The sequence below is a fragment of the Micromonospora sp. S4605 genome (assembly GCF_003176715.1).
In the GTDB taxonomy this organism is placed as follows: Bacteria; Actinomycetota; Actinomycetes; order Mycobacteriales; family Micromonosporaceae; genus Micromonospora; species Micromonospora echinaurantiaca.
This window is the reverse complement of sequence record NZ_QGSW01000397.1, coordinates 1-24,706: the sequence shown is the minus strand read 5'-3', so window position 1 is coordinate 24,706 and position 24,706 is coordinate 1. Positions and strand designations below refer to the sequence as shown.

Below are 24,706 nucleotides of genomic sequence, written 5' to 3'. Positions count from 1 at the left end.
GGGCCGGCGGTCAGGGCGGCGCGGGGCCGGCCGGACCCGGTGAGGAGCCCGGCCGGCGTGCCGCTGGGCGGTACGGGTCAGGAGCAGGCGGTGCCGTCGAGGGTGAAGCCGCCCGGTGCGGGCAGCGTGCCGCCGGAGTACGTGCCCTGGAAGCCGAGGGTGACCGTGCCGCCGGCGGGCAGGCTGGCGTTCCAGGCGGCGTTGCGGACGGTGATCCGGTCGCCGGACTGGCTCCACTCGCCGTTCCACCCGTTGCTCAGCCGCACCCCGGCGCCGGCGGTGAAGGTGAGCGTCCAGCCGGTGCGGGCGGCGGCGCCGTGGTTGGTCAGCCGCAGCTCGGCGGTGAACCCGCCCGGCCAGGAGTTCGGCGTGTAGGTCACCGCGCACCCACCGGCCGGCGGGGTGGTCGGCGGGGTCGTGGTCGGGGGAGTGGTGGTCGGCGGAGTGGTGCTGGGCGGTGCGGTGGTAGGTCCGGCCGCCACGGCCAGGTCGTACGCCCGCTGCGGCACGAACTGGCCGGCCGGGGCGATGCAGCCGTCCGCCTCGCCGGGCAGCTTCACCCAGAGGAACGCGTCGATCGCCGGGTCGCCGGTGGCGGTGGTGCTCGGGGTGCCGATCGCCCGGCCCTCGGGGTCGCACCACTCCGAGCCGGCCGGCCCGTTGCCGTTGCGGCTGGTGTCGATGACCGCCTTGAGCCGGGACACCCCGGTCGCCGCGATCACCGCCTTGGCGTACGCGACCTCGTCGGCGGTGCGGCGGTAGTTGGAGACGTTGAGCGAGATGCCGTCGGCGCTGTTGGCGATGTCCGCGCCGGTGAGTCGGGCGGCCGCCTCGCTGGGGGAGAGCCAGGCCGAGTGGCCGGTGTCGAAGTAGACCTTCGCGGCGGCCGAGGCGGCCTTGAGTCGCTTGCCGGCGTACGCCATCGAGGCCATCGTCTCGGCCTGCTGGGCGGCGGTCTGGCAGTTGGTCATCAGCGGCAGCACGTCCGGCTCCAGCACGATGGTGGCCGGGCGGCCGGCCAGCCCGGCCGCCACCTGGTCGACCCACTGCCGGTAGCTGGCGTGGTCCGGGGCGCCGCCGCTGCTCGCCCCGCTGCAGTCCCGGTTCGGGATGTTGTAGACCACCAGGATCGGCACCTTGCCGGCGGCGGCCGCCGCGCCGACCAGGGCGTCCACCTCGCCGCGTACGGTCGAGGTGTTGGTCCGGGTGAACCAGCGACCCTGCGGCACGTTCGCTATCCGGTCCCGGATCACGGCCGCGCGCGGGTCGCTCGGGTTGGCCGCGACCCAGGCCGCCGCGGCGGTGGCCGGGTCCACGTAGAACGCCGAGTCGGCCGCGGACGCGGCCGGGGCGCGGAGGATGCCGACGGTGGCGGCGGCGACGGTGAGCGCGGCGGCGGCCGCGGCGAGCGCCGGTCTGCTTCTCATGCTCTCTCCCGGGAATTGATCGACGAGCGCCGCTGGAAGCGCTCCCATGCATGGTCGTCAACCTACGGCCTGATTGCCGCCGTGTGAAGACCCGGTTGCCCGCGCGCTCCGGCGGGCTCCGCGGCGAGCCGGGAGAATGCGGGAATGCGCCTGGTCATCACCGCCGACACGCACGTGCCGAAGCGCGCCAGGGACCTTCCGGCGCCGCTCTGGGCGGCCATCGACGCCGCCGACGTGGTGCTGCACGCCGGGGACTGGGTGGACGAGGCGCTGCTGGACGCGATGCTGGCCCGGTCCCGCCGGCTGGTCGGGGTCTACGGCAACAACGACGGCCCGCCGCTGCGCGCCCGGCTGCCCGAGATCGCCCGGGTGGAGCTGGCCGGGCTGCGGGTGGCCGTGGTGCACGAGACCGGCCCGCGCACCAAGCGTGAGGAGCGCTGCGCCGCCCGGTTCCCCGACTGCGACCTGCTGGTCTTCGGCCACTCGCACATCCCGTGGGACACCGTGGCCCCCGGCGGGCTGCGGCTGCTCAACCCGGGATCACCGACCGACCGCCGGGCCCAGCCGTACGCCACCTACCTGACCGCCCGGGTGGCGGCGGGGCGGCTCGACCGGGTCGAGCTGCACCGCCTGCCACCGCGCTGACCGACTCACCGGCCGCGGCCGGTCTCCGCCTGGAGTTCGTCGATCCGCTTCGAGGCCTCCGCCTTGGTCAACCCGTCCGGCACCTCCGCGTCGGCCTCCCGGGCCAGCGTGGACAGGTAGGACTCCTGGGCCGCGGTCGGCGGCTCCTCGCCGGTGACCCACTCGTCCGGGTCCTTGATCGCGCCCCGCGGGTCCGGCTGGTCGTTGCTGCGATCCGTCATGATCTCCACCTTCCTTCGAACAGGCGTGCCAATACCCGGACCGGCGGCGGTTCATGCGGACCGCCGGCCGCTTTCGCCGCCGGGCAGCGACCCGCCGGGCGGCGCGACAGGGCGCCGGGCGCCGGGCGCATACGATCACCGGATGGCGGCGGACCGGGGGCAGGTGGTGGTGGTCGGCGCCGGGATCGCCGGGGTGGCCTGCGCCGCCGAGCTGCACCGCGCCGGTGTCCCGGTGCAGATCCGGGAACGCGGCCGGGTGCCGGGCGGCCGGATGGCGAGCCGGCGCTTCGACGGCCGGCCGGCGGACATCGGCGCCGCGTACCTCACCGCCAGCGACCCCGACTTCGCCGCCGTGGTCGAGCGGTGGCGGGCCGCCGGCCTGGTCCGGGAGTGGACCGACACCTTCGTGGCGTACGGCGCCGACGGTCGCCGGGAGGTGCCGGGCCCGATGCGCTGGGCGGCGCCGCGCGGGCTGCGGTCGCTGGTCGAACACCTGGCCCGCGACCTGCCCGTGGCGGTGGACCGGCTGGTGCTCGGCGTCGAACCGGGCCCGGTGGTGGACGGGTCGCCCTGCGCGGCGGTGGCGCTGGCCATGCCCGGGCCGCAGGCCGCCCTGCTGCTCGACCCGGCGCTGGCCGCGGCCACCCGGGCCACCCAGGCGCAGCGCTGGTCGCCCTCGCTCGCCGCGGTGCTGCGCTTCCCGGAGCGCCGGTGGCCCCGGTTCCGCGGCGCGTTCGTCAACGACCACCCGGTGCTCAACCTGGTCTGCGACGACGGCGACCGGCGCGGCGACGACGCCCCGGTGCTGGTCGCGCACACCACCCCCGGGTTCGCCGCCGGTCACCTGGCCCAGCCGACCGCCGCCGGGCCGGCCGTCGAGCAGGCCGTCCGGGACCTGCTCGGGCTGCCCGAGCCGGCCGAGCTGGTGCACGTGCACCGCTGGACGTACGCCAAGCCGACCGCCCGACCGGAGGGGACGTACCACCTCGACGCCGACGGCGTCGGGCTGGCCGGGGACGCGTTCGGCCCGCCCCGGGTGCAGAGCGCCTGGCGGTCGGGGCGCGACCTGGGCCGGGCCCTGGTCGAGCGGCTGAGCTGACCGCCGGCGCGCCCTCCATCCGCCCGGCGGAGGGCGTCCTGCGGGACGGCGTCGGGCCGCCCGGGTGGGCGGCAGGGCGGCGATGCGGCTGCTGGCCGGGTCAGGCCCGGGCCGCGCCGGCCACCGGCTCGGCCGCCCGCTCCGCCGGGTCGGCGGTGCGCTCGCCGGCCCGGTCCAGCAGCCGCATCACCGGGGTGGCCGCGACGCCGTGCACCACCACGGAGACGATCACCACCAGCCCGGTGGTGGCCCAGACCAGATCGGCCTGCGGGAAGTCCACCGCGGTGGTCGCGTACGCCAGGTAGAAGAGCGAGCCGACGCCCCGGATGCCGAACAGCGCGATCACCCAGTGCTCGGCGGGGCGGCCGGGGGCGCCGCGCAGCGACAACCACGCCACCAGCGGCCGGACCAGGAAGATCAGCGCCAACCCGACCGCGGCGGCCGGCCAGGTCAGCGGGCCCAGCAGGCCGCCCACCACGGCGCCACCGAAGAGCAGCAGCAGCAGGACGGTCAGCAACCGCTCGACCTGCTCGGCGAAGTCGTGCAGCACGGAGTGGAACTCGTGGGTGCGCTCGGCGGCCCGGATCGCCCGGGCGGCCACGAACACCGCCAGGAAGCCGTACCCGCCGACCACCTCCACCAGCCCGTACGCCAGGAAGGTCGCGGCCAGCGCGAGGAAGCCCTCGGCGTGCCGGGCCAGCCGCAACGGGTTGGGCGCCCGGAAGAAGAGCTTGCCCAGCAGCCAGCCGACCAGCCAGCCGCCGAGCACCCCGACCGCGACCTTGTAGAGCACGTCGACAGCGAGCCACCGGCCCAGCCAGTCGGCCGGGGCGAGGCCGGTGGCGGCGATGGCGATGGCCGCGTAGACGAACGGGAAGGCCAGCCCGTCGTTGAGCCCCGCCTCGGAGGTGAGCGCGAAGCGCACCTCGTCCTCGTTGTCCTCCACGTCGGTCGGCTCGCCCACCTGCACGTCCGAGGCGAGCACCGGGTCGGTGGGGGCGAGGGCCGCACCCAGCAGCAGCGCGGCGGCCGGCACCAGGCCGGCCCACCACCAGCCGAGCAGGGCCACCGCCGCGATGCACAGCGGCATCGCGATCGCCAGCAGCCGCCAGGTGGACGACCACCGCCGCCAGCTCAGCGGCCGGTCGATCTTCAGGCCGGCGCCCATCAGCGCGACGATCACGCCGATCTCGGTGAGATGGGTGGCGATCTCCCTGTGCACCAGCGGGTCGGGATCGGGCAGGCCGGTGGGGAGCAGGAAGACGAGCATGCCGAGCGCCAGGAAGGCGATCGGCATGGAGAGCGGCCGGCGTTCCAGCGCCCGGGGCAGGACCCCCGCCAGCAGCGCACCCACACCGACCACCGCGAACGCGACGTCCACCGGCTCCACGACCACCACCCTTCGCCGCGCCCGCGGGGCACGGGCAGGTGGTGACAGTCCATGCCCCGCCGAGGGCGTCCGTATTCCTCCCCGCCGCGCCGGTGCGGCGCGGGGATCACCTCCGGGCGAGGACGGGCGAGTCGGGCAGTGCCGCCAGCAGCGCCGCCGGGTCTTCGTAGACGGCCACCGCGCCGGCCCCGGCCAGCTCGCCGCGGCTGGTGCCGCCGCAGGTCAGGCCCACGCACGGGATGTCCAACTTGCCGGCGGCGGCGACGTCCCAGACCGAGTCGCCGACGAAGACCACCCGGGCGGCGTCCAGTCCGGACTGCTCCAGCGCGGCGACCAGGATGTCCGGCGCCGGCTTGCTCTCCCGGGCGTCCGCCGACGAGGTGACGGTGTCGATCACGTCGTCCGCGGCCAGCGCCCGGCGCAGCGCGGCCACCTCGTGTTCGGCGGCCGAGGTGGCGAGCACCACGCGCAGCCCGTGCTCGGCGCAGGCGCGCAGCAGGTCGGCGGCGCGCGGCAGTGGCTGGAGCCGCTCCCAGTACTCGCCGTAGAGGGTGTCGTGGGCGTCGCGCAGCCGGTCGTCGGCGTCCCGGTCGCGTTCCGGGCCGAGCAGGTGGTCGAGCAGCTTGTCCGAGCCCATCCCGATGGCGCGGTGGATGGTCGCCATCGGGACCGGCCGGTCGTCCTGGCGCAGCGCCTCCCACCAGCTCACGGTGTGCAGGTAGGTGCTGTCGACCAGGGTGCCGTCGACGTCGAAGAGGACACCGGCGGGGTTGTCGGTAGGCATGAAGCGCCTCCTACCCTCTCCGGGCCCGGCCGACGCCAGCGGCGTCAGTCGGACGGCAGCAGGATCTCGAACCAGACGGTCGACCCGCGTACGGTCGGGTCCGTCCCCCAGGCGTCGCTGAGCTCCTCGATCAGGCCGAGCCCGCGTCCCCGGCTGCTCAACGTGTCGGTCTGCGCCCGGGTGACGGTGCCCCGGGTGCCCGAGTCGGCGACCGACACCAGCAGCCGCTCCGGGCTGAGGTCGATCTCCACCCGGGCGGCGGTGCCGGCGTGCAGCAACGCGTTCGTGGTCAGCTCGCTGGTGCACAGGACCGCCGCCCCGATCACCGAGTCGGCCACCCCCCACTCGGTGAGCTGCCCGCTCATCCAGTGCCGCACCCGGCTCGGCGCGGTCGGCTCGGCCGGCACCTCCATGCCCGCCGACCGGCTCGGCCGCAGCGCGTGTTCCACCGCGAGCACCGCGACGTCGTCCTCGGTGGCGCCGGGCACCGCCGCGGAAGCCACCGCGCACAGCGCCCGAGGGTCCCCGCTGCCCGCGCCGGCGACCGCCTCGGCCAGCGAGCCCAGGCCGGTGGCCAGGCCCTGCCGCCGCCGTTCCACCACGCCGTCGCTGAACAGCAGGAGCGTGTCGCCGGGGGCGAAGCGGACAGTGGTGGTTGCCGGCCGGGAGCCCAGCCCGAGCGGGGCGCCGGTGGGCACCTCCACGTACTCGGCGAGCGGCTCGCCGGCCGGGTCGCACCGACGGATCAGCGGGGCCGGGTGGCCGGCGCTGGCCAGGGTGAGCCGCTGCCGCTCGGCGTCGACCACGCCGAGCACCACTGTCACGAAGAGCTCGTGCGTGCCGGCCTCGGCGCACAGGCTGGTGACCAGCCGGTCCAGCCCGGCCAGGACGGCGTCCGGCCGGGGGTCGTTGAGCGCCAGCGCGCGCAGCGCGGCGCGTACCTGACCCATCCGGGCGGCGGCCTGCACGTCGTGCCCGGCCACGTCGCCGAGCACCACGCCCAGCTCGCCGCCGGGCAGCAGGAAGGCGTCGTAGAAGTCCCCGCCCGCGGCGTTGCCGTCCACCCCGGGGTCGTACCGGGCGGCGATCCGCAGCCGGGGCAGGTCCGGCAGGTGCTCCGGCAGCATGCTGCGTTGCAGCAGCTGGGCGGTGCCGTGCTGGGTCTCGAACCGGCGGGCCCGCTCGGCCGCCTGGCCGGCCAGCTCGGCCGCGGCGGCCAGCAGCGCGCGCTCGGCGGCCGACCAGCTGTGCGGGGCCTGGTAGCCGACCGACAGCCCGCCGCGCACCACCGAGGCGCGCAGCGGCACGGTGGCCAGCGCCCGGATCTTCTGGTCGTGCCGGTCCACCGCGGTCTCCCGCAGCGGCTGCCCGTCCGCCGCGAAGTGCGGCACCCCGCTGCGCGCCGCGACCACCACCGGGGCCGGCCAGTCCGCCGGCGTACGCCGCCACAGCGGCGGCAGCCGCTCGTCGGCCTCGTCCAGCAGCTCACCGCGGATCCGCCGGACCAGCCGCCAGCCGCCCCCGCCCTCGTCGACGGCGAAGGTGACCAGGTCGGCGTCGAACGAGGTGATCGCGTAACGCAGCGCGACCCGGGCCACGTCGTCCAGGGTGAGGGTGCCGGCGAGCGCGGCGGAGAAGTCGCTGAGGCTCTGCAACTGCTGGGTGACCTGGGTGGTCTCCGCCGCCACCGTGAGCACCCCGACGATCCGGCCGGCGCCGTCGCGCACCGCGGAGTAGCCACGGGTGAAGACGACGTGCTCGACCACCCCGGAGCCGCGGCGGTGCAGCGGCAGGGTGGTCTCCTTCTCCAGGAACGGCTCGCCGGTGCGGTAGGTGTGCTCGACCGCGTCACCGAAGCCGGGGGCCCGCCAGATCTCGGCGAACACCTCCGGGGCCGGCCGGCCGACCGCCTCCGGATGCTTGTCGCCGATCAGCTCGGCGTACCCGTCGTTGTAGAGCAGCAGGAAGTCGTCGCCCAGGGTGAGGGCCATCGGTACCGGGGAAGCCAGCACCACGTCGACCACCGCGCGCAGGGTCGGGTCCCAACCCTCCGGCGCGCCCAGCGAGGTGCCCGCCCAGTGGTGGCCGAGGACGGCGGTCGCGGCACCCGGGGCGGCCGGCGCCCCCGAGACCGGCGCTGGTGGCGTGGGGACCCGCCCGACCGTTCCTGGCATGACCGCAGCCTAGCCCGAGCACCGGTCCGGCATTCCGGATCATGCGCCGCGCGTCGCGTCGGACGCCGGTTCATGCAGGTCACGGCCGGTGTGGCGCGACATGTCGGGAAAAACGTGGTGACCGGCGCGGCGTGCCCGGTGAGCGACGGGGTAAGCGCGCGGCGCAGACCATGCGACAGGAGGGACATCATGCCGGAAACCCTGGCGGTCAGGCAGGTCGACATCGGCGATGCCGTGGCCGACATGTGGAGGTCGGTGCTGTTGTTCATACCGAGGGCCATCGCGTTCATCGCGATCCTCGTGGTCGGATGGCTCATCGCCAGAGCCGTCCTGAAGATCGTGGACACGGTACTGGAACGGGTGAACTTCGACCGGGCCGTCGAGCGCGGCGGCATCAAGCGCGCACTGGAACGCACCAAGTACGACGCCAGCGACATCCTGGCGAAACTGGCGTACTACGCCGTGCTGCTGTTCACCCTGCAGTTCGCCTTCGGCGTCTGGGGCCCGAACGCGATCAGTGACCTGATCTCGGGCGTGGTCGCCTGGCTGCCGCGGGCCTTCGTGGCGATCGTCATCGTGGTGGTGGCGGCCGCGATCGCCAACGCCGTCCGGGACCTGGTCGCCGGCGCGCTCGGCGGGCTGTCGTACGGCCGGATCCTGGCCGACCTGGCAGCGATCTTCGTGATCGCGCTCGGCGTGATCGCGGCGCTCAACCAGGTGGGCATCGCCACGACGGTGACCACGCCGGTACTGGTGGCGGTGCTCGCCACCGTGGCCGGCATCCTGATCGTCGGGGTCGGCGGTGGCCTGGTGCGGCCGATGCAGAGCCGCTGGGACCGCTGGCTGCAGCGGATGGCCGAGGAGTCGCGGGCGGTGCAGGCGCACCGGCAGGCCCAGGCGGCCGGCCGCGGCGACATGGAGCGGCAGATGGCCGACCGGGCGGCGCAGCCCATGCGCGAGCAGACGATGGCCGGCGGCGGCACCTACCAGTCCGGCGCGACGAGCGACGAGACGCAGCAGTTCCGCCGCTGATCCGCCCACGGATCGGGAGGGTGTCCGCCGGTGGCGGGCGCCCTCCCGGCGCCGTCGGAGCGCGGGAAGCGGCCCCGGGGCCGTCGGAGCGCGGGAAGCGGAACCGTGGCCGTCAGAGCGCGGGAAGCGGACCCGGGGCCGTCAGAGCGCGGGAAGCGGACCCGGGGCCGGCGTGCCCAGCGTGCGGAACAGCGCGCAGACCGCCAGCAGCCGGGTGAGTGGCCAGTCGGGATCGGACCAGTCCACCGGGCCGCTCGGCGGCTGCCAGCCGTGCTCCAGGGCGGCCGAGCGCACCCCCTCGGCGTAGCCGGCGAGCGCGGCGGCGCTCAGCGGCCGGCGGTCGCCGGCCAGGCTGTCCCGCACCGCGGCGGCGTGCTGGTCCACCAGGGCGAGCAGGCCCGGTCGGGCGGCCGCGGCGGCCAGGCCGTCGGCGCCGACGGCGGCGGTCAGGGCGGCGAGGGTGGACCACGCCGAGTCGACGACGGCACGGGCGGCGACCCGGTTCGACGGCACACGCATGGGGAACGAGGTTAGCCAACCGATCGCCCCGGTGGCCTCGGCCGCTCGGGCGGTGTCGTTCCTCCACCGGGCGGCCGGTGCCGGCCGAGGGGCTTAACCGGGCGGCCGCGGGGCACTAGGAGAACCGCCCGGACCGGGCCGGCCGAGACCAGGGAGGGACGGATGGGACAGCACGCGGACGGACCCGACGAGGCCCACCGTCGACCCGCCGGGGTCAGCGACGAGACGGTGGCCGCGCTCGGCAAGCTCAGCGAGGCGCTGGAGTGCGTGGAGCGCGTCCGCGGCCACCTCTACTCGCTGCACCAGCTGGTCGGGCACGCCGACCTGATGCTCGACGACGCGGTGCAGATGTTCCGCTCCGCCGGGCACCCCGGCATCGCCGAGCGGATCGCCACCGAGCTGCTCGGCCGGAACGTGATCGCCGGCCGGTGGACGTTCCAGATCGTCGAGGACTTCGACGACGGCTACTACGCGCTCTTCCGCGACCTGGACCGGCAGGCCCGGGACCACCTGGTCGGCGGCCGGCGGCACCTGTACGAGGCGGAGATGAAGGAACGTCGCCGCAGCCGGGGCCGCCCCGGCCACGAGGCGCGCCCGGGATCGGCGGGCTAGTCGCCGGAGCGCGCCTCGGCCGGCCGGCGCCGGGCGGCGTCGTCGGCGATGATCACGGTGGCCACCATCAACGCGACGCAGAGGCTGAACAGCCAGGAGCTGTCCGAGACCAGCTTGGCGGAGACCGGAGCCTGGATGGCGGCGAGGAGGAAACCCAGCCAGGCGAGGCGGCGCTGACGCGTGGTGAGGATGCCGGAGCCCTGTTGCATCCCGAAAGTCTTGCGCGGTGATCCGGGCTTGCCGTCAGCCGAACGGCCGATTCTGGATGAGCTGTCCGTTTTCCCGACCGTCCGGACCGGATTTCCCGGCTCGGCGGGGGAGGCCCGGGTGAGCGCCGGCGGCTGGGGCAGGATTGTCGTCCGTGCCCACCACCCCGCGACCCCGCGCCGCCCTGCTCCTGCTCGCCTACCTCGCCTTCGTCAGCCTCGGTCTGCCCGACGGCCTGATCGGGGTCGGCTGGCCGTCGATCCGGGTGGACTTCGGCGTGCCCACCGAGGCGGTCGGCCTGGTGCTCACCGCGGGCACCGTCGGATACCTCGGCTCCAGCGTGGCGGCCGGCTTCACGCTGGCCCGGCTCGGGGTCGGCCGGCTGCTCGCCGGCAGCACCCTGCTGGCCAGCCTGGCGCTCACCGGGTACGCCACCACCCCCGCGCTGGCCCTGATGGTCGGCTGCGCGCTGCTGCTCGGTCTCGGCTCGGGCGCGATCGACTCCGGGCTCAACGCGTACGCCGCGGGTGCCTTCGGCCCCCGGCACATGAACTGGATGCACGCCTTCTTCGGTCTCGGCGTGGCGATCGGGCCGCTGATCATGACGGGAGCGCTCACCGCCGGGCTGTCCTGGCGGTGGGGGTACGCGGTGGTGGCCGCCGCCCAGCTCGTGCTGGCCGTGGCGTTCGCGCTGACCGTGCGCGCGTGGCGGGACCGCGTACCGGTGCCCGGCGCCGCGCCGGCCGCGCCGGGGGAGGGCGGCCTGCCGGCGGAGGTCCGGGTGCCGGTCGCCGGCGCGGACGGTGCGCCGTCCGCGGTGGCGGTCGCGCCGGTACGCGTACGCGAGACGCTGCGCCTGCCGGCGGTCTGGTTCGGCGCGCTGGCGTTCGCCGTCTACGTGGCGATCGAGGTGGCCGCCGGGCTCTGGGCGTTCCTGCTGCTCACCGAGGGGAGAGGGCTGGGGGCGGCGGTCGCCGGGCTCTGCGTGTCCGGCTACTGGGGCAGTCTGTTCGTGGGCCGGGTGGTGCAGGGCGTGGTGGCCGAGCGGCTGGGTTCGTCGACGGTGCTGCGGGCGAGCCTGCTCGGGATGGCGGCCGGCGCGGCGCTGATCGCGCTGCCCGGCCCGGCCTGGCTCGCCGTGACCGGGCTGGCCGTCGTCGGCTTCGCCGCCGCCCCGGTCTTCCCGCTGCTCACCCTCACCACGGCGGACCGGGTCGGCCCGGCGCACGCGGACCGGGCCATCGGGCTGCAGATCGGCACGGCCGGGCTGGGTGGGGCGCTGATCCCGGCCGGGATCGGGGTGCTGCTCGGCAACACCTCGGTGGAACTGCTCGGCCCGGCGCTGCTCCTGCTGGCGCTCGCCCTGCTCGCTCTGCACGCCGCCAGCGCCCGCCGCCGCTGACCGCCCAGACGCGCCGCCGACACGCCGGGCGGGCCCCGCGGCGGCTCCGGGCCACGGTCCGGTGACCGCTACAGGGAGTCGGGGCCGGTGCGGCCGGTGGTGGAGGGGCGGTAGGCGCGTTCCCGGTCGGTGGGTTCGCGGCCGGCCCCGGCCGGTTCGCCGCCCCGGTCCACCGCCTCCGGCCCGTGGCCGAAGGCGGCCTCCTCGCCGGCGTCGTTGCCGGTCACGTCGTCGGACTGGCCGTCCAGCGTCGATCGCGCGACGGCCCGGTCCAGTTCCTGCAGCGGAGTCCGTTCCTCGTTCCGCCACACCTTCTTGTCGTGGGTCATGCCTTCGCGGTACCCCGGCCCGGTGAGCGCAAACGACACGCCCGGCGAGTCCACCGGCCCGGGCCGGGCCCGGGACACGGCGATGGCCGCCAGCAGCGCCGGCGGCCATCCGAGTTCGGTTCCGAGGGGTCGTCAGGGCTGCGGCCGGTCGACCTTGCCGCGCCAGGCGCCGGTCTCCTGACCGCGCCGCTCGATGAACTGCTTGAACCGCTCCAGGTCGCCCTTCGCCCGCCGGTCGACGATGCCGAGCTTGTCGCCGGCCTGCTCGACCACGCCGTGCGGCTCGAACTCCAGCTGCAGGGTGACCCGGGTGTGCTCCGGGTCCAGCCGGTGGAAGGTCACCACTCCGGCCTGCTGGGTGCCGCCGGTGGACCGCCAGGCCACCCGCTCGTCGGGAAGCTGCTCGGTGATCTCGGCGTCGAACTCACGCTTCACCCCGGCGATCTCGACCGTCCAGTGGGTCATCGTGTCGGAGAGCTGCCGAACCTCCCGCACCCCCTCCATGAAGTGGGGGAACTCCTCGAACTGGGTCCACTGGTCGTACGCGGTGCGCACCGGGACGGAAACGTCCACGTGTTCGGTAACGCCACTCATCAGGCATCCTCCTCTTCTCCGCCGGTCTGGTCCGGATCGTGGGGCGATCCGGTCACCAGCGGGTCGTCTCGTTCTTGTGGCCGAGCGCCGCCCACACCTCCGAGACCGTCTCGTACCGGACCCCCTCCGGCAGGCGCTCCAGCTCGGCCACGACGTCGTCGGGCGCGTCGTTTTCCCGCGCGTTGGCGATCAGCGCCGCGCGGTCACCGGGCAGGGCCGTCATGGTGATGAACCGCCCGAGCCGACTGCGTCGCTCGACGTCCTCGGAGCTCATCCCCTGCGGAGACCCCGAGCGTCGGGCACCGGCCGGTGCCGTCGTCGCCTCCGGCTGGTCCTCGCCCGCCGGTTCCGGCACCCGCGACTCGTCGACCCGGGAACCGCCGGTCCCCGGCCCCTGCACCAGGCCGCTGACCTCCTGGCTCAGCTGCTCGTCGAGTCTCGGGCCGTGCTTGCTGTTGACACGCTCCATGCCTTCTGCGCTACCCGGGGGGACCGGCGATAAACCCGGCAAGCGGTCACGTACCGGCCGGCTGCTTCGGCGGCAGCACCGGCTCCTCCGGGTCCGGATCGCCGGCCTGCAGCGCCCGGCCACGCTGCAGCTCGGCGTTGATCTGCACGCCCAGCATCAGCGCCGAGTTGGACAGGTAGAGCCAGACCAGGAACGCGATCACCGCGCCGAGGCTGCCGTAGGTGGCGTCGTACGAGCCGAAGTTGGCCACGTACAGGCCGAAGCCGAAGCTGGCCAGCGCCCAGGAGAGCAGCGCCACCGCGCCGCCGGGGGTGAGCCAGCGGAAGCGGGGCTGCCGCACGTTGGGGGCGATCCAGAACAGCAGGGAGAGCAGCAGCATCATGATCGCAGCGAGCAGCGGCCACTTGCTGACGTTCCACACCGTCCGGGCCAGCCCGCCGGCGTTGACCAGGTCGCCCACCGCGTCGGTGACCGGGCCGCTGACGATCAGCCCGGTGGCCACCACGGCCAGCAGGACCAGCGACACCCCGGCCAGGCCGATCTGCAGCGGGCGCAGCTTCCACACCGGCCGCCCCTCGGTCACCCCGTAGATGGCGTTCGACGCGCGGGTGAACGCCCCGATGAACCCGGAGGCCGACCAGAGGGCGCCGAGCAACCCGAAGCTCAGCAGCACCCCGGCCGAACTCTCCTTGTCGACCACGTCGCGGACCACCCCGACGAAGCTCTCGTTGGCCACCACCGACCCGGCGCCGATCTCGCGGGCCAGGTCGAGGACGGTGTCGACGGTCCGCTCGCCCTCGGAGACCAGCCCGACCAGGGAGACCACCACGATGGTGGACGGGAAGAGCGCCAGCACGCCGTAGTAGGTCAGCGCCGCGGCCCAGTCCGCGCAGTTGTCGGCGATGAAGTTGCGGGCGCTGCGTACCAGCACCCCGCGCCAGGTCCGCCAGCTCAGTTGGCGTACCCGGCGGGGCATCCGCAGGCCGCGCTGGGTGCCGAGTGCCGCGCCGGGCTCCGTCGTCGTCATGGCCCGCTCCCTGTGCCCCGGCCGCCGGATGACCGGTCCATCCGGCGTCGCCTGGCCCGCCGGTACCCAGGCCCGAAAGACCGCAAACGGCCGCCGCCGGGGCACGGTTTGTGTCCCGGATGGGCGGGAACTCATACAGGTCACACGGAACCGTCGAAACGGAGGAGGACGAGATGCCCGGGCGCGAGGTACTGCCCAGCACGCTGCGGCGCTCCCCGGCGAAGGCCCAGCGCACGTGGGAGAAGACGCACGACTCGGCGGTGGAGACCTACGGCGAGGGGGAGCGGGCGCACCGGACCGCCTTCGCCGCGGTGAAGCACGAGTTCGAGAAGGTGGGCGACCACTGGGAGCCCAAGGGCCGCAAGGGCCCGAGCGACCGGCAGGCGGCCGGCGGCGGCCCGGAGCGTCGGGCGCCCACCGCCGGTGGCGTGGACGCCAACGCCACCAAGGACCACCTCATGAAGGTCGCCCGCAAGCTCGACGTCCCGGGCCGGTCCAGCATGACCAAGCCGGAGCTGGTCAAGGCGATCGAGAAGGCGAACAACCGGCAGACCGCCAAGGCCCGGGAGAGCGGCCGGTCGCGGAGCCGGTGACAGATTCCGGCGTACGACGCCAGGGGCGGCTGTCCGGTCCGGACGGCCGCCCCTGGCGTCACCAGTGGCCGCCGCCCGGTGCCTCGATGTGCACCGCCTTGGTCGCGGTGAACTCGTCCAGCAGTTCCGGGCCGTACCCGAAGCCGTGGCCGCTGCCGCGGCGCGGATGCGCGGCACCGCCCGGCGCGCCGCCGAAGACCGCGTTGACCTTCACGGTGCCCACCGGCAGCTCGCGCCAGGCCCGCTGGGCGTGGCTCATCGACCCGGTCAGCACCGTCGCGGCCAGCCCGTACGGCGAGTCGGCGGCGCAGCGCAACGCCTCGCTGAACGAGTCGACCACCACCACCGGGACGACCGGGCCGAACGTCTCGTCGCGCACCACCGCCATGTCGTGCCGGCAGTCGGCCAGCACGGTCGCCGGGTAGAACGCGCCGGGCCCCTCCGGCAGGGCGCCGCCGGTGCGGATCCGGGCGCCCTCGGCCACCGCGGCGGTCACCTGGCCGTGCACGTGGTCGCGGTGCCGCCGGTCGACCAGCGGCCCCAGCTCGGTCGCCGGGTCGCGACCCGGGCCGGTACGCAGCGCCCGGGCGCGGTCCACCAGCGCCTCGACGAAGTCCTCGGCCACGTCCCGGTGCACGTAGACCCGCTCCACCGCGACGCAGATCTGCCCGGCGTTGGCGAACGCACCGGTCGCCGCCTGTCCGGCCGCCCAGACCGGGTCGACGTCGGCGTCGACGACCAGCGGGTCGCTGCCGCCGTTCTCCAGCAGCACCTTGGCGCCGGTCCGGGCGGCGGCGGCCGCGATCGCCCGGCCGGTGGCGGTGGAGCCGACGTGGGCCACCACGTCCACCTCCTGCGCGGCCAGCGCCGCGCCGACGTCGGGACCGCCGGTCAGCAGCGACAGCACCCCGGCGGGCAGCGCGCTGTCCAGCGCCTTCGCCAGCAGCCAGCCGGTGGCCGGGGTGCGCTCGCTCGGCTTGTAGAGCACCACGTTCCCGGTCACCAGAGCCGCGCCGAGCAGCCCGCAGGAGACCGCCACCGGGTCGTTCCACGGGGTGATCGCGGCGACCACGCCGCGTGGCTGCGGCACCATGAAGTCGAGCGCGTGGTGGCCGCCGTGCAGGGTCCGCCCGCCCCGCACCGGGGCGAGTTCCGCGTACTGTCGCAGCGTGCCGATTCCCGCCTCGACGCCGCCGCGGGCGTCCGCCAGCGGCTTGCCCATCTCGGCCGTGGTCGCCTCGGCCAGCTGGTCGGCGACCGCCGCCACCGCGTCCGCCGCCCGGTGCAGCGCCGTGGCCCGCTCGGCCGGGTCGCTCGTCGCCCACTCCGTCGCGACGCCACGCGCCGCCTCCACCGCCTTGCCGACCTCGTCCGCCGTGGCCAACGGCACGGTGGTCACCGGGGTGCCGTCCGCCGGGTCGTGTACGACCAGCTCGCCCCCCTCGCCACCCGCGCCCCAGACGCCACCTATCAGCTGCGCAACCGTGTACATGCGGCAGTGGATGCCCCGGCCCGGGCGAGGCAAACGCGTTTCGCCCGGTTCCGCGTCGGGTAGGCGGATCGGATGAGTTCCACCGGTGCGGGGTGCGCGGACGCGGTCGTCGTCGGCGCCGGCCACAACGGCCTGGTGGCCGCCAACATGCTGGCCGACGCGGGTTGGGACGTCCTGGTGCTGGAGGCCACCGCCGCGCCCGGCGGCGCGGTCCGCTCCGCCGAGGTGACCGCCCCCGGCTACCTGAGCGACCTCTACAGCTCGTTCTACCCGCTCGGCTACGCCTCGCCGGTGCTGCGCCGGCTGGAGCTGCACCGGTACGGCCTGAGCTGGCGGCACGCCCCGGACGTGCTGGCCCACCTCTTCCCCGACGACCGGGCGGCGGTGCTCAACCGGGACCCGCAGGTCACCGCGGCCTCACTGGAGGCGTTCGCGCCCGGCGACGGCCACCGCTGGCTGAACGCGTACACCGACTGGCTCGAGGTCGCCGAGCCGATGATGGACACCGTCACCACGCCAATCCCGCCGGTGCGCGGCGGCCTCACGCTGCTGCGCCGGCTGCGGGTCTCCGGCGCGCTCCGGCTGGCCCGGCGGCTGGTGGTGCCGGTGCGCAAGCTCGGTGACGAACTCTTCGACGGTGCCGGCGGTCCGGCGTTGCTGGCCGGCTGCGCCCTGCACACCGACCTGTCCCCCGAGGAGGCCGGCTCCGGCGTGTACGGCTGGCTGCTGGCGATGCTCGGCCAGCAGGTCGGCTGGCCGGTGCCGGCCGGCGGCGCGCAGCGGATCACCGACGCGCTGGTGGACCGGCTGACCGAGCGGGGTGGGCGGATCCTCTACGGCGCCCGGGTCGACCGGGTGCTGACCGCCCGCGGCCGGGCGATGGGGGTGCGGACGACCGGTGGGACGCTGTGGCGGGCCCGCCGCGCGGTGCTCGCCGACGTGCCGGCCCCGGCGCTCTACCTCGACCTGGTCGGCGCGGCGGCGCTGCCGCCCCGGCTGGTGGAGGACCTGGCGCACTTCCGCTGGGACGGCTCGACGCTCAAGGTGGACTGGGCGCTGTCGGCCCCGGTGCCGTGGCGCAATCCGGCGGTGGCCACCGCCGGCACCGTCCATCTCCGCGCCGACCTGGACGGGCTGACCGGCTACGCCGCCGCGCTGGCCCGCTCCGAGCTGCCACGCGACCCGTTCCTGCTGGTCGGGCAGATGTCGGTGGCCGAACCGAGCCACTCGCCGCCGGGCACCGAGTCGCTCTGGGCGTACACCCACCTGCCGTTCCGGCGGCACTGGCGGGCGGAGGAGATCGCGGCGCAGGTGGAGCGGATGGAGGACGTGCTGGAAGCGGCCGCCCCCGGTTTCCGCGGCCTGGTCGTCGGCCGGCACGTGGCCGGCCCGGCCGACCTGGAGGCGGGCGATGCGAACCTGGTCGGCGGCGCGCTGGGCGGCGGCACGTCGGCCGCGTACCAGCAACTGTTCCTGCGCCCGATCCCCGGCCTGGGGCGCGCGGACACGCCGGTGGACCGGTTGTTCCTGGCCAGCGCGTCGGCGCACCCGGGTGGCGGGGTGCACGGCGCGCCGGGCGCGAACGCCGCGCGCGCCGCGCTGGCCCGCGACCGGGCCGGCACCGGCCGGCTGTACGCGGCCGTCGTCGACGCCGCCCACCGTGCCGTCTACCGCTGACCCACCGGCGGACCCGGCTGTCGTGGCCGGCCCGACGGACCCGGCTGCCGCTGACCCAGCCGGGCGACGTTCATCGGCGCCGGCCCGGCGCCGGCCCGGCGCCGGGTCAGCGCTCGATGTGGCGGTGCTTGCTGCGCAGCTTGAACGGCATCAGCGCGCTTTCGATCTTGGTTGCGGTGGTCATCTTGGACGCGCCGTCGCGCCGCTCCTCGAAGCGGATCGGCACCTCCAGGATGGTGTGCCCCAGCTTGGTGGCGAGGTAGTGCATCTCCACCTGGAAGCTGTAGCCGTTGGACTGCACCCGCTCCAGCCCGATGTCCCGCAGCGCGTCCGCCCGCCAGATCTTGAAGCCGGCGGTGAGGTCGCGGATCCGCACCCGCAGCAGGGTGTGCACGTAGAGGTTCGCCCAGCCGCTGAGCGCCCGCCGGTACAGCGGCCAGTTCTCGTCCAGCTCGCCGCCCGGCACGTACCGGGAGCCGATCACCACGCCGGCCTGGGTGGAGAGCAGCGCGCCGAGCATGCCGGGCAGCGCCTCCGGCGGGTGCGACAGGTCGGCGTCCATCTGCGCCACGTACTCGGCCCCGCCGTCGAGCGCGCGCCCGATGCCGTCCACGTACGCCCGGCCCAGGCCCTCCTTGCCGGCCCGGTGCACGACCTCGATCCGCTCCGGGTGCTCGATCGCCAGCTTGTCGGCCACCTCGCCGGTGCCGTCGGGCGAGTTGTCGTCCGCCACCAGGATCTTCAGACCCGGCAGCGGCAGGGCGAGGAGCCGCTCGACCAGCACCGGAAGGTTGCCCGCCTCGTTGTAGGTGGGGACCACGACGGTCAGGCGTGCGTCCCGCCAGGGCGAGGGCAACTGCACGGGTTCGATCATGTCGGACATCCTCGGTTTGCGGACAGGGCTCCCTGAGAGGGTAGCCACTTGCCACATCCGGGTGGAAAAGGCTCCCCGTCCGGGCGGTCGGGACCGGGCCGAACGACGGCCGGCGAGCGTGCCGACGGCCGGTCAGCGACGGCGGCGAGCCAGCCCGGTGAGAGCGAGCCCGACACCGGCGAGGACCAGGCCGGAGACGGTGGGTTTGTGCGTACTGGCCCAGAGCGCGGCGGACCTGCCGCGCGCCCGGTCGGCGAAGACGCCGGCCGCGCCCCGGTCCCGGTCGTCGTCGCCAGGGTGGTCGAGGTTGTCCCGCCAGGTGGCCGGGTCGACCAGGGCGCCGGTCTGCTGGCTGACGTAGCCGTCGTGGGCCAGCTTGCGGTCGAGCAGGCCGGGCACCAGGGCGTCCCCGAGCCGCGCCCGCCAGGTCGGGCCGCCCACGTTCAGCTCGCGCGGGCGGTGGTCGGCCGCCCACAGGATGGCCCGGGCGGCCACCTCCGGGGCGAAGATCGGTGGCACCGGCTGCGGGTGGCGGGGGAGCCGGGTGCGTACCCAGGAGAACTGCGGAGTGTTGATCGCCGGCAACTGCACCATCGACAGCGTGACCCCGGGGCAGTCGTGCAGCAACTCGGCCCGGAGCGAGTCGTTGAAGCCCTGCACGGCGTGCTTCGCCGCGCAGTACGCCGACTGCAGCGGGATCCCCCGGTAGGCGAGCGCGGAGCCGACCTGCACGATCGTGCCCCGGCCGTGCGCGCGCATGTGCCGCAGCGCGGCCAGCGTGCCGTGCACCGTGCCGAGGTAGTTCACCTCGGTGACCCGCCGGAACTCGGCGGCGGTGATCTCCCACGCCGGCGCGAGGACCGAGACCATCGCGTTGTTGACCCACACGTCGATGCCGTCGTACCGGTGCACCACGTCGTCGGCGGCCCGCTGCACCGCGCCGGCGTCGGCCACGTCGACCCGGTAGGTGCGGACGTCGGCGGCCCCCAGCGCCCGGCAGTCCCGCTCCGCGGCCGCCAACCCGGCCGCGCCCCGGGCCAGCAGCGCCAACCGCGCGCCCCGCACGGCGTACGCCCGGGCCACCGCCCGGCCCACGCCCGCGCTCGCCCCGGTCACCACCACGGTCTGCGTCATTCGTCCGCCTTCTGCCGGGTGGCGATGTCGGCCAGCCGGTTGAGCGTCTCCTTGTTGCGTTGGTGCAGCACCAGGTCGTTGAGCTTGTTGCGCACCCACCGCAGCGGCCCGGCAGCGAAGTCCTCACCGATGCGGACCCGGGTCGCGCCGTCGCCGACCGGTTCCAGGGTGAAGGACACGATCGCCTCACCGGCCGGCCACAGCCCCGCCCTGACGGTGAGCCGGTGTGGCGGATCGCAGCCCAGCGCCGTCGAGGAGTCCTCCAGCGAGAACGGCCAGGGCCCGGCCCGGTGGTGCAGTTCGCTGCCCACCCGCGGCCAGTCGTCGTCGACGTTGCGGACGTGCACCGTCCCGACCACCCAGTCGCTGTACGTCCAGCCGTCGGCCAGCACCGCCCACACCTGCTCCGGTGGTGCGTCGATCACTTTCTCCACAATCGCCACTGCGCTCCCATACCCGCGTCACCGGCTCCGCTAACGATCGGGCCGGGTTAGCTTCTCCGGGGCGACGGGTAAGGCCAGCGCGGGCGGATGTGCGGGCGCCCGGGGCGTACGCGGTGCGGCACCGCGTCGAAGATGATGTTTACTCCCCGGGGCGCAGGGAACCCGCCCGCCGTGCGACAGGACCAGGTGGAGCCGGATCAGCGCAGGTCAGCCGGGGTGAACGCCGGTGCTGACCGGTCCGGGCCCGTCCTGTTCGACGCGGTGTTGCTGGATCGGGACGGCACGTTGGTGGAGGACGTGCCGTTCAACGGTGATCCGGAGAAGGTGCGGCCGGTGCCGGGGGCGCGGGTGGCGTTGGATCGGTTGCGGGCGGCGGGTTTGCGGTTGGCGGTGGTGACGAACCAGTCGGGGTTGGCGCGGGGGTTTTTCACCGAGGTGCAGTTGCGGGCGGTGCATGCGCGGGTCGAGGCGTTGTTGGGGTCGTTCGACGCGTGGTTGGTGTGTCCGCACGACGATGGTGACGGGTGTGGGTGTCGTAAGCCGTTGCCGGGGTTGGTGTGGGCGGCGGCGCGGGAGTTGGGGACGTCGCCGGGCCGGTGCGTGGTGGTTGGTGACATTGGGCGGGATGTGTCGGCGGCGTTGGCGGCGGGGGCGTCGGGGATTCTCGTGCCGACGCCGGTGACCCGGCCGGAGGAGGTGGCGGCGGCGCCGCAGGTGGCGGTGGATCTGCCGGCGGCGGTGGAGTTGATCCTGTCTCGGCAGGCAGCGGTCGACCCGGCCCGGTGTCGGGAGTCGTCGTCCTGCACGGTCAGCGTGGGTGGGGCGGGTCGGTCGGGGCGTGGGCGGACCGTGCTGGTGGTGCGGTCGGACTCGACGGGTGATGTGCTGGTCACCGGGCCGGGGATCCGGGCGGTCGCGGCCGGCGCGGACCGGGTGGTGCTGCTGTGCGGGCCCCGCGGGCGGGCGGCAGCGGACCTGCTGCCCGGGGTGGACGAGATCGTCGAGCATCCGCTGCCCTGGATCGAGGCCACCCCCGACCCGGTCGACCCCACCGCCATGCGGGAGTTGGTCGGTCGGCTGGCGGCCGTCGGCGCGGACGAGGCGGTGATCTTCACCAGTTTCCACCAGTCCCCGCTGCCCCTGGCCCTGCTGCTACGGATGGCCGGCGTGCCGCGGATCGCCGCGATCAGCGACGACTACCCCGGCAGCCTGCTCGACGTGCGGCACCGGGTCCCGGTCGGGATACCCGAACCGGAACGCGCGCTGTCCCTCGCCGCCGCCGCGGGTTACGCCCTCGCCGACGACGACGAACCCACCCTCCGCCTCCGCCCGGACGCGCTGCCACCGCCCCCGGCGGGGCTCGGCGATCCGGGCTACGTGTTGCTGCACCCCGGCTCGGCCGCGCAGGCCCGGGGCTGCCCGCCGGAACTGGCCGAGCGGATCGCCTCGACGCTGGTCGCCGCCGGTCATCGGGTGGTGGTCACCGGCGGGCCGGACGAGACCGACCTGACCGCCCGGGTCGCCGCCGCCGGGGCGGTCGACCTCGGTGGGCGGACGGAGCTGGCCGAGCTCGCCGCCGTGGTGGCTCGCGCCGGGGCCCTGGTGGTCGGGAACACCGGTCCGGCGCACCTGGCGGCCGCGTTCGGCACGCCGGTGGTGAGCCTCTTCGCACCGACCGTCCCGTTCGGACAGTGGGGACCCTGGCGGGTGCCCACCGTCCGACTCGGCGACGCCACCGCCGCCTGCCGGGACACCCGGGCCGCCCGCTGCCCCGTCCCCGGCCACCCCTGCCTCAGCGGGGTCCGGCCGGAGCAGGTCCTCGACGCGCTGCGGCTGCTCGGCGTACGCCCGGCGGGACGGCCGGACGCACGGACCGGAACGGACGGTCGGCCGCCACCCGCGCGGGCCGGCACGGCACCGGTCGGCGTCGCCGGCGGGAGCGGCCGATGAACGTCCTGCTCTGGCACGTGCACGGCTCCTGGACCACCTCCTTCGTGCACGGCAAGCACCACTACCTGGTCCCGGTCACCCCCGACCGCGGCCCCTACGGCCTCGGCCGCGCCCGCACCTACCCCTGGCCCGACACCGCCATCGAGATCACCCCCGACCAACTCGCCACCACCGACGTCGACCTGGTCATCCTGCAACGCCCCGAGGAACTCGACCTGGCCACCCGATGGCTCGGCCGCCGACCCGGCCACGACCTGCCCGCCATCTACGTCGAACACAACACCCCCAAGGACGGCCAGGTACCCAACAGCCGGCACCCGATGGCCGACCGCGACGACCTGCTCATCGCCCACGTGACCGGGTTCAACGAGCTGTTCTGGGACACCGGCGCGACCCGGACCACCGTGGTGGACCACGGCATCGTGGCACCGACGGTGGAGTACACCGGCGAGCTGGACCGGCTCGCCGTCGTGATCAACGAGCCGGTGCGCCGCTGGCGGGTCACCGGCACCGACCTGCTGCCCCGGTTCGCCGAGATCGCGCCGCTGGACGTCTTCGGCATGGGGGTGGCCGGGCTGCCCGACCGGCTGGGCCTGCCCGGCGACCGGGTCACCGTCCACGACGACGTGCCGCAGGCCCGGATGCACACCGAGCTGGCCCGGCGGCGCGCGTACCTGCACCTGTGCCGGTGGACCTCGCTCGGGCTGAGCCTGATCGAGGCGATGGCGATCGGCATGCCGGTCGTCGCGCTGGCCACCACCGAGGCGGTGATGGCGGTGCCACCGGGAGCCGGTGCGCTGTCCACCCGGGTCGACGTCCTGCTGGACGCCGCCCGCCGGTTCATGGCGGAGCCGGCGGAGGCGCGCCGGGCGGGCGCCGAGGCCCGGCTGGCCGCGCGGGACCGCTACGGCCTCGACCGTTTCCTCGCCGACTGGGACCGGCTGCTGGAGGAGGAAGTATGCGCATCGCGATGATCTCGGAACACGCCAGCCCGCTCGCCATCCTCGGCGGCGAGGACGCCGGTGGCCAGAACACGCACGTCGCCGAACTCTCCGCGGCGCTCGCCGCCGCCGGGCACGACGTGCGGGTCTACACCCGCCGCGACGCGGTCGACCTGCCGGTGACGGTACGCAGCCCGGACGGCTACGACGTGGTGCACGTGCCGGCCGGGCCGGCCGAACCGGTGGCCAAGGACGCGCTGCTGCCGCACATGAAGGACTTCAGCCGCTGGCTGGTGCAGCGCTGGCGGGGCGACGACTGGGCGCCCGAGGTGGTCCACGCGCACTTCTGGATGAGTGGTCTCGCCGCGCTGGCCGCCAGCCACCAGACCGGTGTGCCGGTGGTGCAGACCTACCACGCGCTCGGCACGGTGAAACGGCGCTACCAGGGCGTGCAGGACACCAGCCCGGCCCGGCGGGTGGCGTACGAGCGGGAACTGGGCCGCTCCGTCGACCGGGTCATCGCGCAGTGTCAGGACGAGGTGGGCGAACTGGTCCGGATGGGGGTGCCCCGGTCCCGGATGACGGTCGTCCCGTCCGGGGTCAACCTGGGCACCTTCGCCCCGCTCGGCCCGGTCGCCGACCGCGAGCCGGGCCGGCCGCGGATCCTCACCGTCGGCCGACTGGTGGAGCGCAAGGGCTTCCAGACCGTGATCCGGGCGATGGCGCTGGTGCCGGACGCCGAGTGCGTGGTGGTGGGCGGCCCGCCGGCCGGCCTGCTGGAGACCGACCCGTACGCCCGCCGGCTGCGGGCGCTCGCCGGCACCTGCGGGGTGGCCGACCGGGTCCGCCTGGTCGGCGCGGTGCCCCGGGAGGAGATGGGCCGCTGGTACCGGTCGGCCGACGTGCTGGTGGCCGCCCCCTGGTACGAGCCGTTCGGGCTCACCCCGCTGGAGGCGATGGCCTGCGGGGTGCCGGTGGTCGGCACCGCCGTGGGCGGCATCAAGGACACCGTGGTCGACGGGGTCACCGGGGACCTGGTGCCGGCCCGGGACCCGCGCGCGCTCGGCACCGCGCTGCAACGCCTGCTCGACGACCGGATCCGCCGGTTCGCGTACGCCACGGCGGCGCTCGAACGGGCCCGGCGGCGCTACTCCTGGGCGGCGACGGCGGAACGGCTCGCCGAGGTCTACGCCGAGGTGGCCGCGGTGCGCCGGCCCACCGGGGTGGTGGCCTGATGACGGCGGGCACCCTGCTCGACGCCCACCTGGCGAACCTGGCCGCGGCGCTGCTGCCGTACCGGGAGTGTGAACAGTTGCTGGCCCGGTGGGGTGAGACCCTGGCCCGCCGGCTGGTGGACGGCGGTCGGCTGCTGGTGGCCGGCAACGGCGGCAGCGCCGCCGAAGCCCAACACCTCACCGCCGAACTCGTCGGCAAACTCCACGACGACCGCCAACCCCTGTCCGCCATCGCCCTGCACGCCGAAACCAGCGCCCTCACCGCCATCGGCAACGACTACGGCTACGACGAAATCTTCGCCCGCCAGATCCGCGCCCACGGCCGACCCGACGACATCCTCCTCCTCCTGACCACCAGCGGCACCAGCACCAACCTCCTGCACGCCGCCCACGCCGCCCACGCCACCGGCCTGCACTGCTGGGCCTTCACCGGCCC

At 75.1% G+C, this 24,706-nt stretch carries 26 protein-coding genes; 11 read left to right on the top strand and 15 right to left on the bottom strand.

Annotated elements, in window-relative coordinates:
• Nucleotides 1-77: 77 nt before the first annotated feature.
• Entirely contained in the window at nucleotides 78-1,427 is a 1,350-nt protein-coding gene (locus DLJ47_RS31860; RefSeq protein WP_109905633.1) for a glycoside hydrolase family 6 protein, read from the bottom strand.
• 144 nt (nucleotides 1,428-1,571) lie between these two features.
• Between DLJ47_RS31860 and DLJ47_RS31855 the strand changes: the two genes are divergently transcribed.
• Nucleotides 1,572-2,072 (top strand): metallophosphoesterase family protein, encoded by a 501-nt coding sequence (locus tag DLJ47_RS31855; protein ID WP_109905631.1) that lies wholly within the window; start codon nucleotides 1,572-1,574, stop codon nucleotides 2,070-2,072.
• A 5-nt stretch (nucleotides 2,073-2,077) separates the two neighbouring features.
• On the opposite strand, the gene DLJ47_RS31850 is transcribed toward DLJ47_RS31855, so the two are convergent.
• Nucleotides 2,078-2,293 carry a DUF3072 domain-containing protein gene (locus DLJ47_RS31850; protein WP_109905641.1) on the bottom strand — a complete coding sequence of 72 codons (216 nt, stop codon included), beginning with the start codon at nucleotides 2,291-2,293 and terminating at the stop codon, nucleotides 2,078-2,080.
• Nucleotides 2,294-2,456: 163 nt separating this feature from the next.
• On the opposite strand from DLJ47_RS31850, the gene DLJ47_RS31845 reads away from it, so the two are divergent.
• Nucleotides 2,457-3,392: an NAD(P)/FAD-dependent oxidoreductase gene (locus tag DLJ47_RS31845; protein ID WP_109905639.1), complete on the top strand. Its 936-nt coding sequence runs from the start codon at nucleotides 2,457-2,459 to the stop codon at nucleotides 3,390-3,392.
• Nucleotides 3,393-3,492: 100 nt separating this feature from the next.
• Here DLJ47_RS31845 and DLJ47_RS31840 read toward each other — a convergent pair whose 3' ends face one another.
• The 3 genes from DLJ47_RS31840 to DLJ47_RS31830 form a co-directional block, all read right to left on the bottom strand.
• Entirely contained in the window at nucleotides 3,493-4,782 is a 1,290-nt protein-coding gene (locus DLJ47_RS31840) for a cation:proton antiporter (RefSeq protein WP_109905637.1), read from the bottom strand.
• Nucleotides 4,783-4,888: 106 nt separating this feature from the next.
• Nucleotides 4,889-5,566 carry an HAD family hydrolase gene (locus DLJ47_RS31835; RefSeq protein ID WP_109905629.1) on the bottom strand — a complete coding sequence of 226 codons (678 nt, stop codon included), beginning with the start codon at nucleotides 5,564-5,566 and terminating at the stop codon, nucleotides 4,889-4,891.
• A 44-nt stretch (nucleotides 5,567-5,610) separates the two neighbouring features.
• Nucleotides 5,611-7,740 carry an ATP-binding SpoIIE family protein phosphatase gene (locus DLJ47_RS31830; protein ID WP_109905627.1) on the bottom strand — a complete coding sequence of 710 codons (2,130 nt, stop codon included), beginning with the start codon at nucleotides 7,738-7,740 and terminating at the stop codon, nucleotides 5,611-5,613.
• A gap of 189 nt (nucleotides 7,741-7,929) precedes the next feature.
• On the opposite strand from DLJ47_RS31830, the gene DLJ47_RS31825 reads away from it, so the two are divergent.
• Complete coding sequence (locus DLJ47_RS31825) at nucleotides 7,930-8,772, top strand: mechanosensitive ion channel family protein (protein WP_109905625.1); 843 nt, start codon at nucleotides 7,930-7,932, stop codon at nucleotides 8,770-8,772.
• A gap of 141 nt (nucleotides 8,773-8,913) precedes the next feature.
• On the opposite strand, the gene DLJ47_RS31820 is transcribed toward DLJ47_RS31825, so the two are convergent.
• Nucleotides 8,914-9,291, bottom strand: coding sequence for a DUF6401 family natural product biosynthesis protein (locus DLJ47_RS31820; protein ID WP_109905623.1), 378 nt, complete (start codon nucleotides 9,289-9,291; stop codon nucleotides 8,914-8,916).
• A gap of 162 nt (nucleotides 9,292-9,453) precedes the next feature.
• Here DLJ47_RS31820 and DLJ47_RS31815 point away from each other — a divergent pair, with 162 nt between their 5' ends.
• Nucleotides 9,454-9,903, top strand: coding sequence for a hypothetical protein (locus DLJ47_RS31815; protein ID WP_109905621.1), 450 nt, complete (start codon nucleotides 9,454-9,456; stop codon nucleotides 9,901-9,903).
• Here DLJ47_RS31815 and DLJ47_RS31810 read toward each other — a convergent pair.
• The gene (locus DLJ47_RS31810; protein WP_109905619.1) at nucleotides 9,900-10,112 is read right to left on the bottom strand and encodes a hypothetical protein; all 213 of its coding nucleotides are present in this window, start codon (nucleotides 10,110-10,112) and stop codon (nucleotides 9,900-9,902) included. The genes DLJ47_RS31815 and DLJ47_RS31810 overlap by 4 nt on opposite strands.
• Before the next feature lie 152 nt (nucleotides 10,113-10,264).
• On the opposite strand from DLJ47_RS31810, the gene DLJ47_RS31805 reads away from it, so the two are divergent.
• Nucleotides 10,265-11,512: an MFS transporter gene (locus DLJ47_RS31805; RefSeq protein WP_109905617.1), complete on the top strand. Its 1,248-nt coding sequence runs from the start codon at nucleotides 10,265-10,267 to the stop codon at nucleotides 11,510-11,512.
• A 68-nt stretch (nucleotides 11,513-11,580) separates the two neighbouring features.
• Here the strand turns inward: DLJ47_RS31805 and DLJ47_RS31800 are convergent, their stop codons facing one another.
• The 4 genes from DLJ47_RS31800 to DLJ47_RS31785 all read right to left on the bottom strand — a co-directional run bounded on the left by DLJ47_RS31800 (nucleotide 11,581) and on the right by DLJ47_RS31785 (nucleotide 13,931).
• Nucleotides 11,581-11,841: a hypothetical protein gene (locus DLJ47_RS31800; RefSeq protein ID WP_109905615.1), complete on the bottom strand. Its 261-nt coding sequence runs from the start codon at nucleotides 11,839-11,841 to the stop codon at nucleotides 11,581-11,583.
• A gap of 132 nt (nucleotides 11,842-11,973) precedes the next feature.
• Nucleotides 11,974-12,435, bottom strand: a complete 462-nt coding sequence (locus tag DLJ47_RS31795; RefSeq protein WP_109905613.1) for an SRPBCC family protein — start codon at nucleotides 12,433-12,435, stop codon at nucleotides 11,974-11,976.
• A 52-nt stretch (nucleotides 12,436-12,487) separates the two neighbouring features.
• Nucleotides 12,488-12,904: a DUF2795 domain-containing protein gene (locus tag DLJ47_RS31790; protein WP_109905611.1), complete on the bottom strand. Its 417-nt coding sequence runs from the start codon at nucleotides 12,902-12,904 to the stop codon at nucleotides 12,488-12,490.
• A gap of 46 nt (nucleotides 12,905-12,950) precedes the next feature.
• The gene (locus DLJ47_RS31785; RefSeq protein ID WP_109905609.1) at nucleotides 12,951-13,931 is read right to left on the bottom strand and encodes a YihY/virulence factor BrkB family protein; all 981 of its coding nucleotides are present in this window, start codon (nucleotides 13,929-13,931) and stop codon (nucleotides 12,951-12,953) included.
• A gap of 173 nt (nucleotides 13,932-14,104) precedes the next feature.
• On the opposite strand from DLJ47_RS31785, the gene DLJ47_RS31780 reads away from it, so the two are divergent.
• Nucleotides 14,105-14,524, top strand: coding sequence for a ChaB family protein (locus DLJ47_RS31780; RefSeq protein ID WP_109905607.1), 420 nt, complete (start codon nucleotides 14,105-14,107; stop codon nucleotides 14,522-14,524).
• A gap of 58 nt (nucleotides 14,525-14,582) precedes the next feature.
• Here DLJ47_RS31780 and DLJ47_RS31775 read toward each other — a convergent pair whose 3' ends face one another.
• Complete coding sequence (locus DLJ47_RS31775) at nucleotides 14,583-16,016, bottom strand: aldehyde dehydrogenase family protein (protein ID WP_109905605.1); 1,434 nt, start codon at nucleotides 16,014-16,016, stop codon at nucleotides 14,583-14,585.
• A 72-nt stretch (nucleotides 16,017-16,088) separates the two neighbouring features.
• On the opposite strand from DLJ47_RS31775, the gene DLJ47_RS31770 reads away from it, so the two are divergent.
• Nucleotides 16,089-17,693 carry a phytoene desaturase family protein gene (locus DLJ47_RS31770; RefSeq protein WP_109905603.1) on the top strand — a complete coding sequence of 535 codons (1,605 nt, stop codon included), beginning with the start codon at nucleotides 16,089-16,091 and terminating at the stop codon, nucleotides 17,691-17,693.
• A 106-nt stretch (nucleotides 17,694-17,799) separates the two neighbouring features.
• Here the strand turns inward: DLJ47_RS31770 and DLJ47_RS31765 are convergent, their stop codons facing one another.
• The 3 genes from DLJ47_RS31765 to DLJ47_RS31755 all read right to left on the bottom strand — a co-directional run bounded on the left by DLJ47_RS31765 (nucleotide 17,800) and on the right by DLJ47_RS31755 (nucleotide 20,126).
• Nucleotides 17,800-18,567, bottom strand: coding sequence for a polyprenol monophosphomannose synthase (locus DLJ47_RS31765; protein ID WP_109905601.1), 768 nt, complete (start codon nucleotides 18,565-18,567; stop codon nucleotides 17,800-17,802).
• A 132-nt stretch (nucleotides 18,568-18,699) separates the two neighbouring features.
• On the bottom strand, nucleotides 18,700-19,701 hold the full coding sequence (locus DLJ47_RS31760; protein ID WP_109905599.1) for an SDR family oxidoreductase: 1,002 nt from the start codon (nucleotides 19,699-19,701) through the stop codon (nucleotides 18,700-18,702).
• Nucleotides 19,698-20,126 carry an SRPBCC family protein gene (locus DLJ47_RS31755; protein WP_342447661.1) on the bottom strand — a complete coding sequence of 143 codons (429 nt, stop codon included), beginning with the start codon at nucleotides 20,124-20,126 and terminating at the stop codon, nucleotides 19,698-19,700. The genes DLJ47_RS31760 and DLJ47_RS31755 overlap by 4 nt, the downstream gene beginning before the upstream one ends.
• 279 nt (nucleotides 20,127-20,405) lie before the next feature.
• On the opposite strand from DLJ47_RS31755, the gene DLJ47_RS31750 reads away from it, so the two are divergent.
• The 4 genes from DLJ47_RS31750 to DLJ47_RS31735 form a co-directional block, all read left to right on the top strand.
• The gene (locus DLJ47_RS31750; RefSeq protein ID WP_233258132.1) at nucleotides 20,406-22,094 is read left to right on the top strand and encodes an HAD-IIIA family hydrolase; all 1,689 of its coding nucleotides are present in this window, start codon (nucleotides 20,406-20,408) and stop codon (nucleotides 22,092-22,094) included.
• Nucleotides 22,091-23,068 carry a glycosyltransferase family protein gene (locus tag DLJ47_RS31745; RefSeq protein WP_109905595.1) on the top strand — a complete coding sequence of 326 codons (978 nt, stop codon included), beginning with the start codon at nucleotides 22,091-22,093 and terminating at the stop codon, nucleotides 23,066-23,068. The genes DLJ47_RS31750 and DLJ47_RS31745 overlap by 4 nt, the downstream gene beginning before the upstream one ends.
• Entirely contained in the window at nucleotides 23,053-24,270 is a 1,218-nt protein-coding gene (locus tag DLJ47_RS31740; protein WP_109905593.1) for a glycosyltransferase, read from the top strand. Before DLJ47_RS31745 ends, DLJ47_RS31740 begins: the two co-directional genes overlap by 16 nt.
• The coding region (locus tag DLJ47_RS31735) for a D-sedoheptulose-7-phosphate isomerase (protein WP_146228246.1) at nucleotides 24,270-24,706 on the top strand (437 nt) is incomplete at its 3' end. The genes DLJ47_RS31740 and DLJ47_RS31735, both read left to right, overlap by 1 nt.

What these genes read in the sequence shown, in the direction of transcription:
- DLJ47_RS31740 (WP_109905593.1), top strand. Translation starts at nt 23,053, where the DNA reads ATGCGCATCGCGATGATCTCGGAACACGCCAGCCCGCTCGCCATCCTC.
- DLJ47_RS31810 (WP_109905619.1), bottom strand. Translation starts at nt 10,112, where the DNA reads ATGCAACAGGGCTCCGGCATCCTCACCACGCGTCAGCGCCGCCTCGCC.
- DLJ47_RS31765 (WP_109905601.1), bottom strand. Translation starts at nt 18,567, where the DNA reads ATGATCGAACCCGTGCAGTTGCCCTCGCCCTGGCGGGACGCACGCCTG.
- DLJ47_RS31820 (WP_109905623.1), bottom strand. Translation starts at nt 9,291, where the DNA reads ATGCGTGTGCCGTCGAACCGGGTCGCCGCCCGTGCCGTCGTCGACTCG.
- DLJ47_RS31775 (WP_109905605.1), bottom strand. Translation starts at nt 16,016, where the DNA reads ATGTACACGGTTGCGCAGCTGATAGGTGGCGTCTGGGGCGCGGGTGGC.
- DLJ47_RS31835 (WP_109905629.1), bottom strand. Translation starts at nt 5,566, where the DNA reads ATGCCTACCGACAACCCCGCCGGTGTCCTCTTCGACGTCGACGGCACC.
- DLJ47_RS31780 (WP_109905607.1), top strand. Translation starts at nt 14,105, where the DNA reads ATGCCCGGGCGCGAGGTACTGCCCAGCACGCTGCGGCGCTCCCCGGCG.
- DLJ47_RS31830 (WP_109905627.1), bottom strand. Translation starts at nt 7,740, where the DNA reads ATGCCAGGAACGGTCGGGCGGGTCCCCACGCCACCAGCGCCGGTCTCG.
- DLJ47_RS31790 (WP_109905611.1), bottom strand. Translation starts at nt 12,904, where the DNA reads ATGGAGCGTGTCAACAGCAAGCACGGCCCGAGACTCGACGAGCAGCTG.
- DLJ47_RS31785 (WP_109905609.1), bottom strand. Translation starts at nt 13,931, where the DNA reads ATGACGACGACGGAGCCCGGCGCGGCACTCGGCACCCAGCGCGGCCTG.
- DLJ47_RS31850 (WP_109905641.1), bottom strand. Translation starts at nt 2,293, where the DNA reads ATGACGGATCGCAGCAACGACCAGCCGGACCCGCGGGGCGCGATCAAG.
- DLJ47_RS31815 (WP_109905621.1), top strand. Translation starts at nt 9,454, where the DNA reads ATGGGACAGCACGCGGACGGACCCGACGAGGCCCACCGTCGACCCGCC.
- DLJ47_RS31795 (WP_109905613.1), bottom strand. Translation starts at nt 12,435, where the DNA reads ATGAGTGGCGTTACCGAACACGTGGACGTTTCCGTCCCGGTGCGCACC.
- DLJ47_RS31860 (WP_109905633.1), bottom strand. Translation starts at nt 1,427, where the DNA reads ATGAGAAGCAGACCGGCGCTCGCCGCGGCCGCCGCCGCGCTCACCGTC.
- DLJ47_RS31770 (WP_109905603.1), top strand. Translation starts at nt 16,089, where the DNA reads ATGAGTTCCACCGGTGCGGGGTGCGCGGACGCGGTCGTCGTCGGCGCC.
- DLJ47_RS31745 (WP_109905595.1), top strand. Translation starts at nt 22,091, where the DNA reads ATGAACGTCCTGCTCTGGCACGTGCACGGCTCCTGGACCACCTCCTTC.
- DLJ47_RS31800 (WP_109905615.1), bottom strand. Translation starts at nt 11,841, where the DNA reads ATGACCCACGACAAGAAGGTGTGGCGGAACGAGGAACGGACTCCGCTG.
- DLJ47_RS31825 (WP_109905625.1), top strand. Translation starts at nt 7,930, where the DNA reads ATGCCGGAAACCCTGGCGGTCAGGCAGGTCGACATCGGCGATGCCGTG.
- DLJ47_RS31760 (WP_109905599.1), bottom strand. Translation starts at nt 19,701, where the DNA reads ATGACGCAGACCGTGGTGGTGACCGGGGCGAGCGCGGGCGTGGGCCGG.
- DLJ47_RS31855 (WP_109905631.1), top strand. Translation starts at nt 1,572, where the DNA reads ATGCGCCTGGTCATCACCGCCGACACGCACGTGCCGAAGCGCGCCAGG.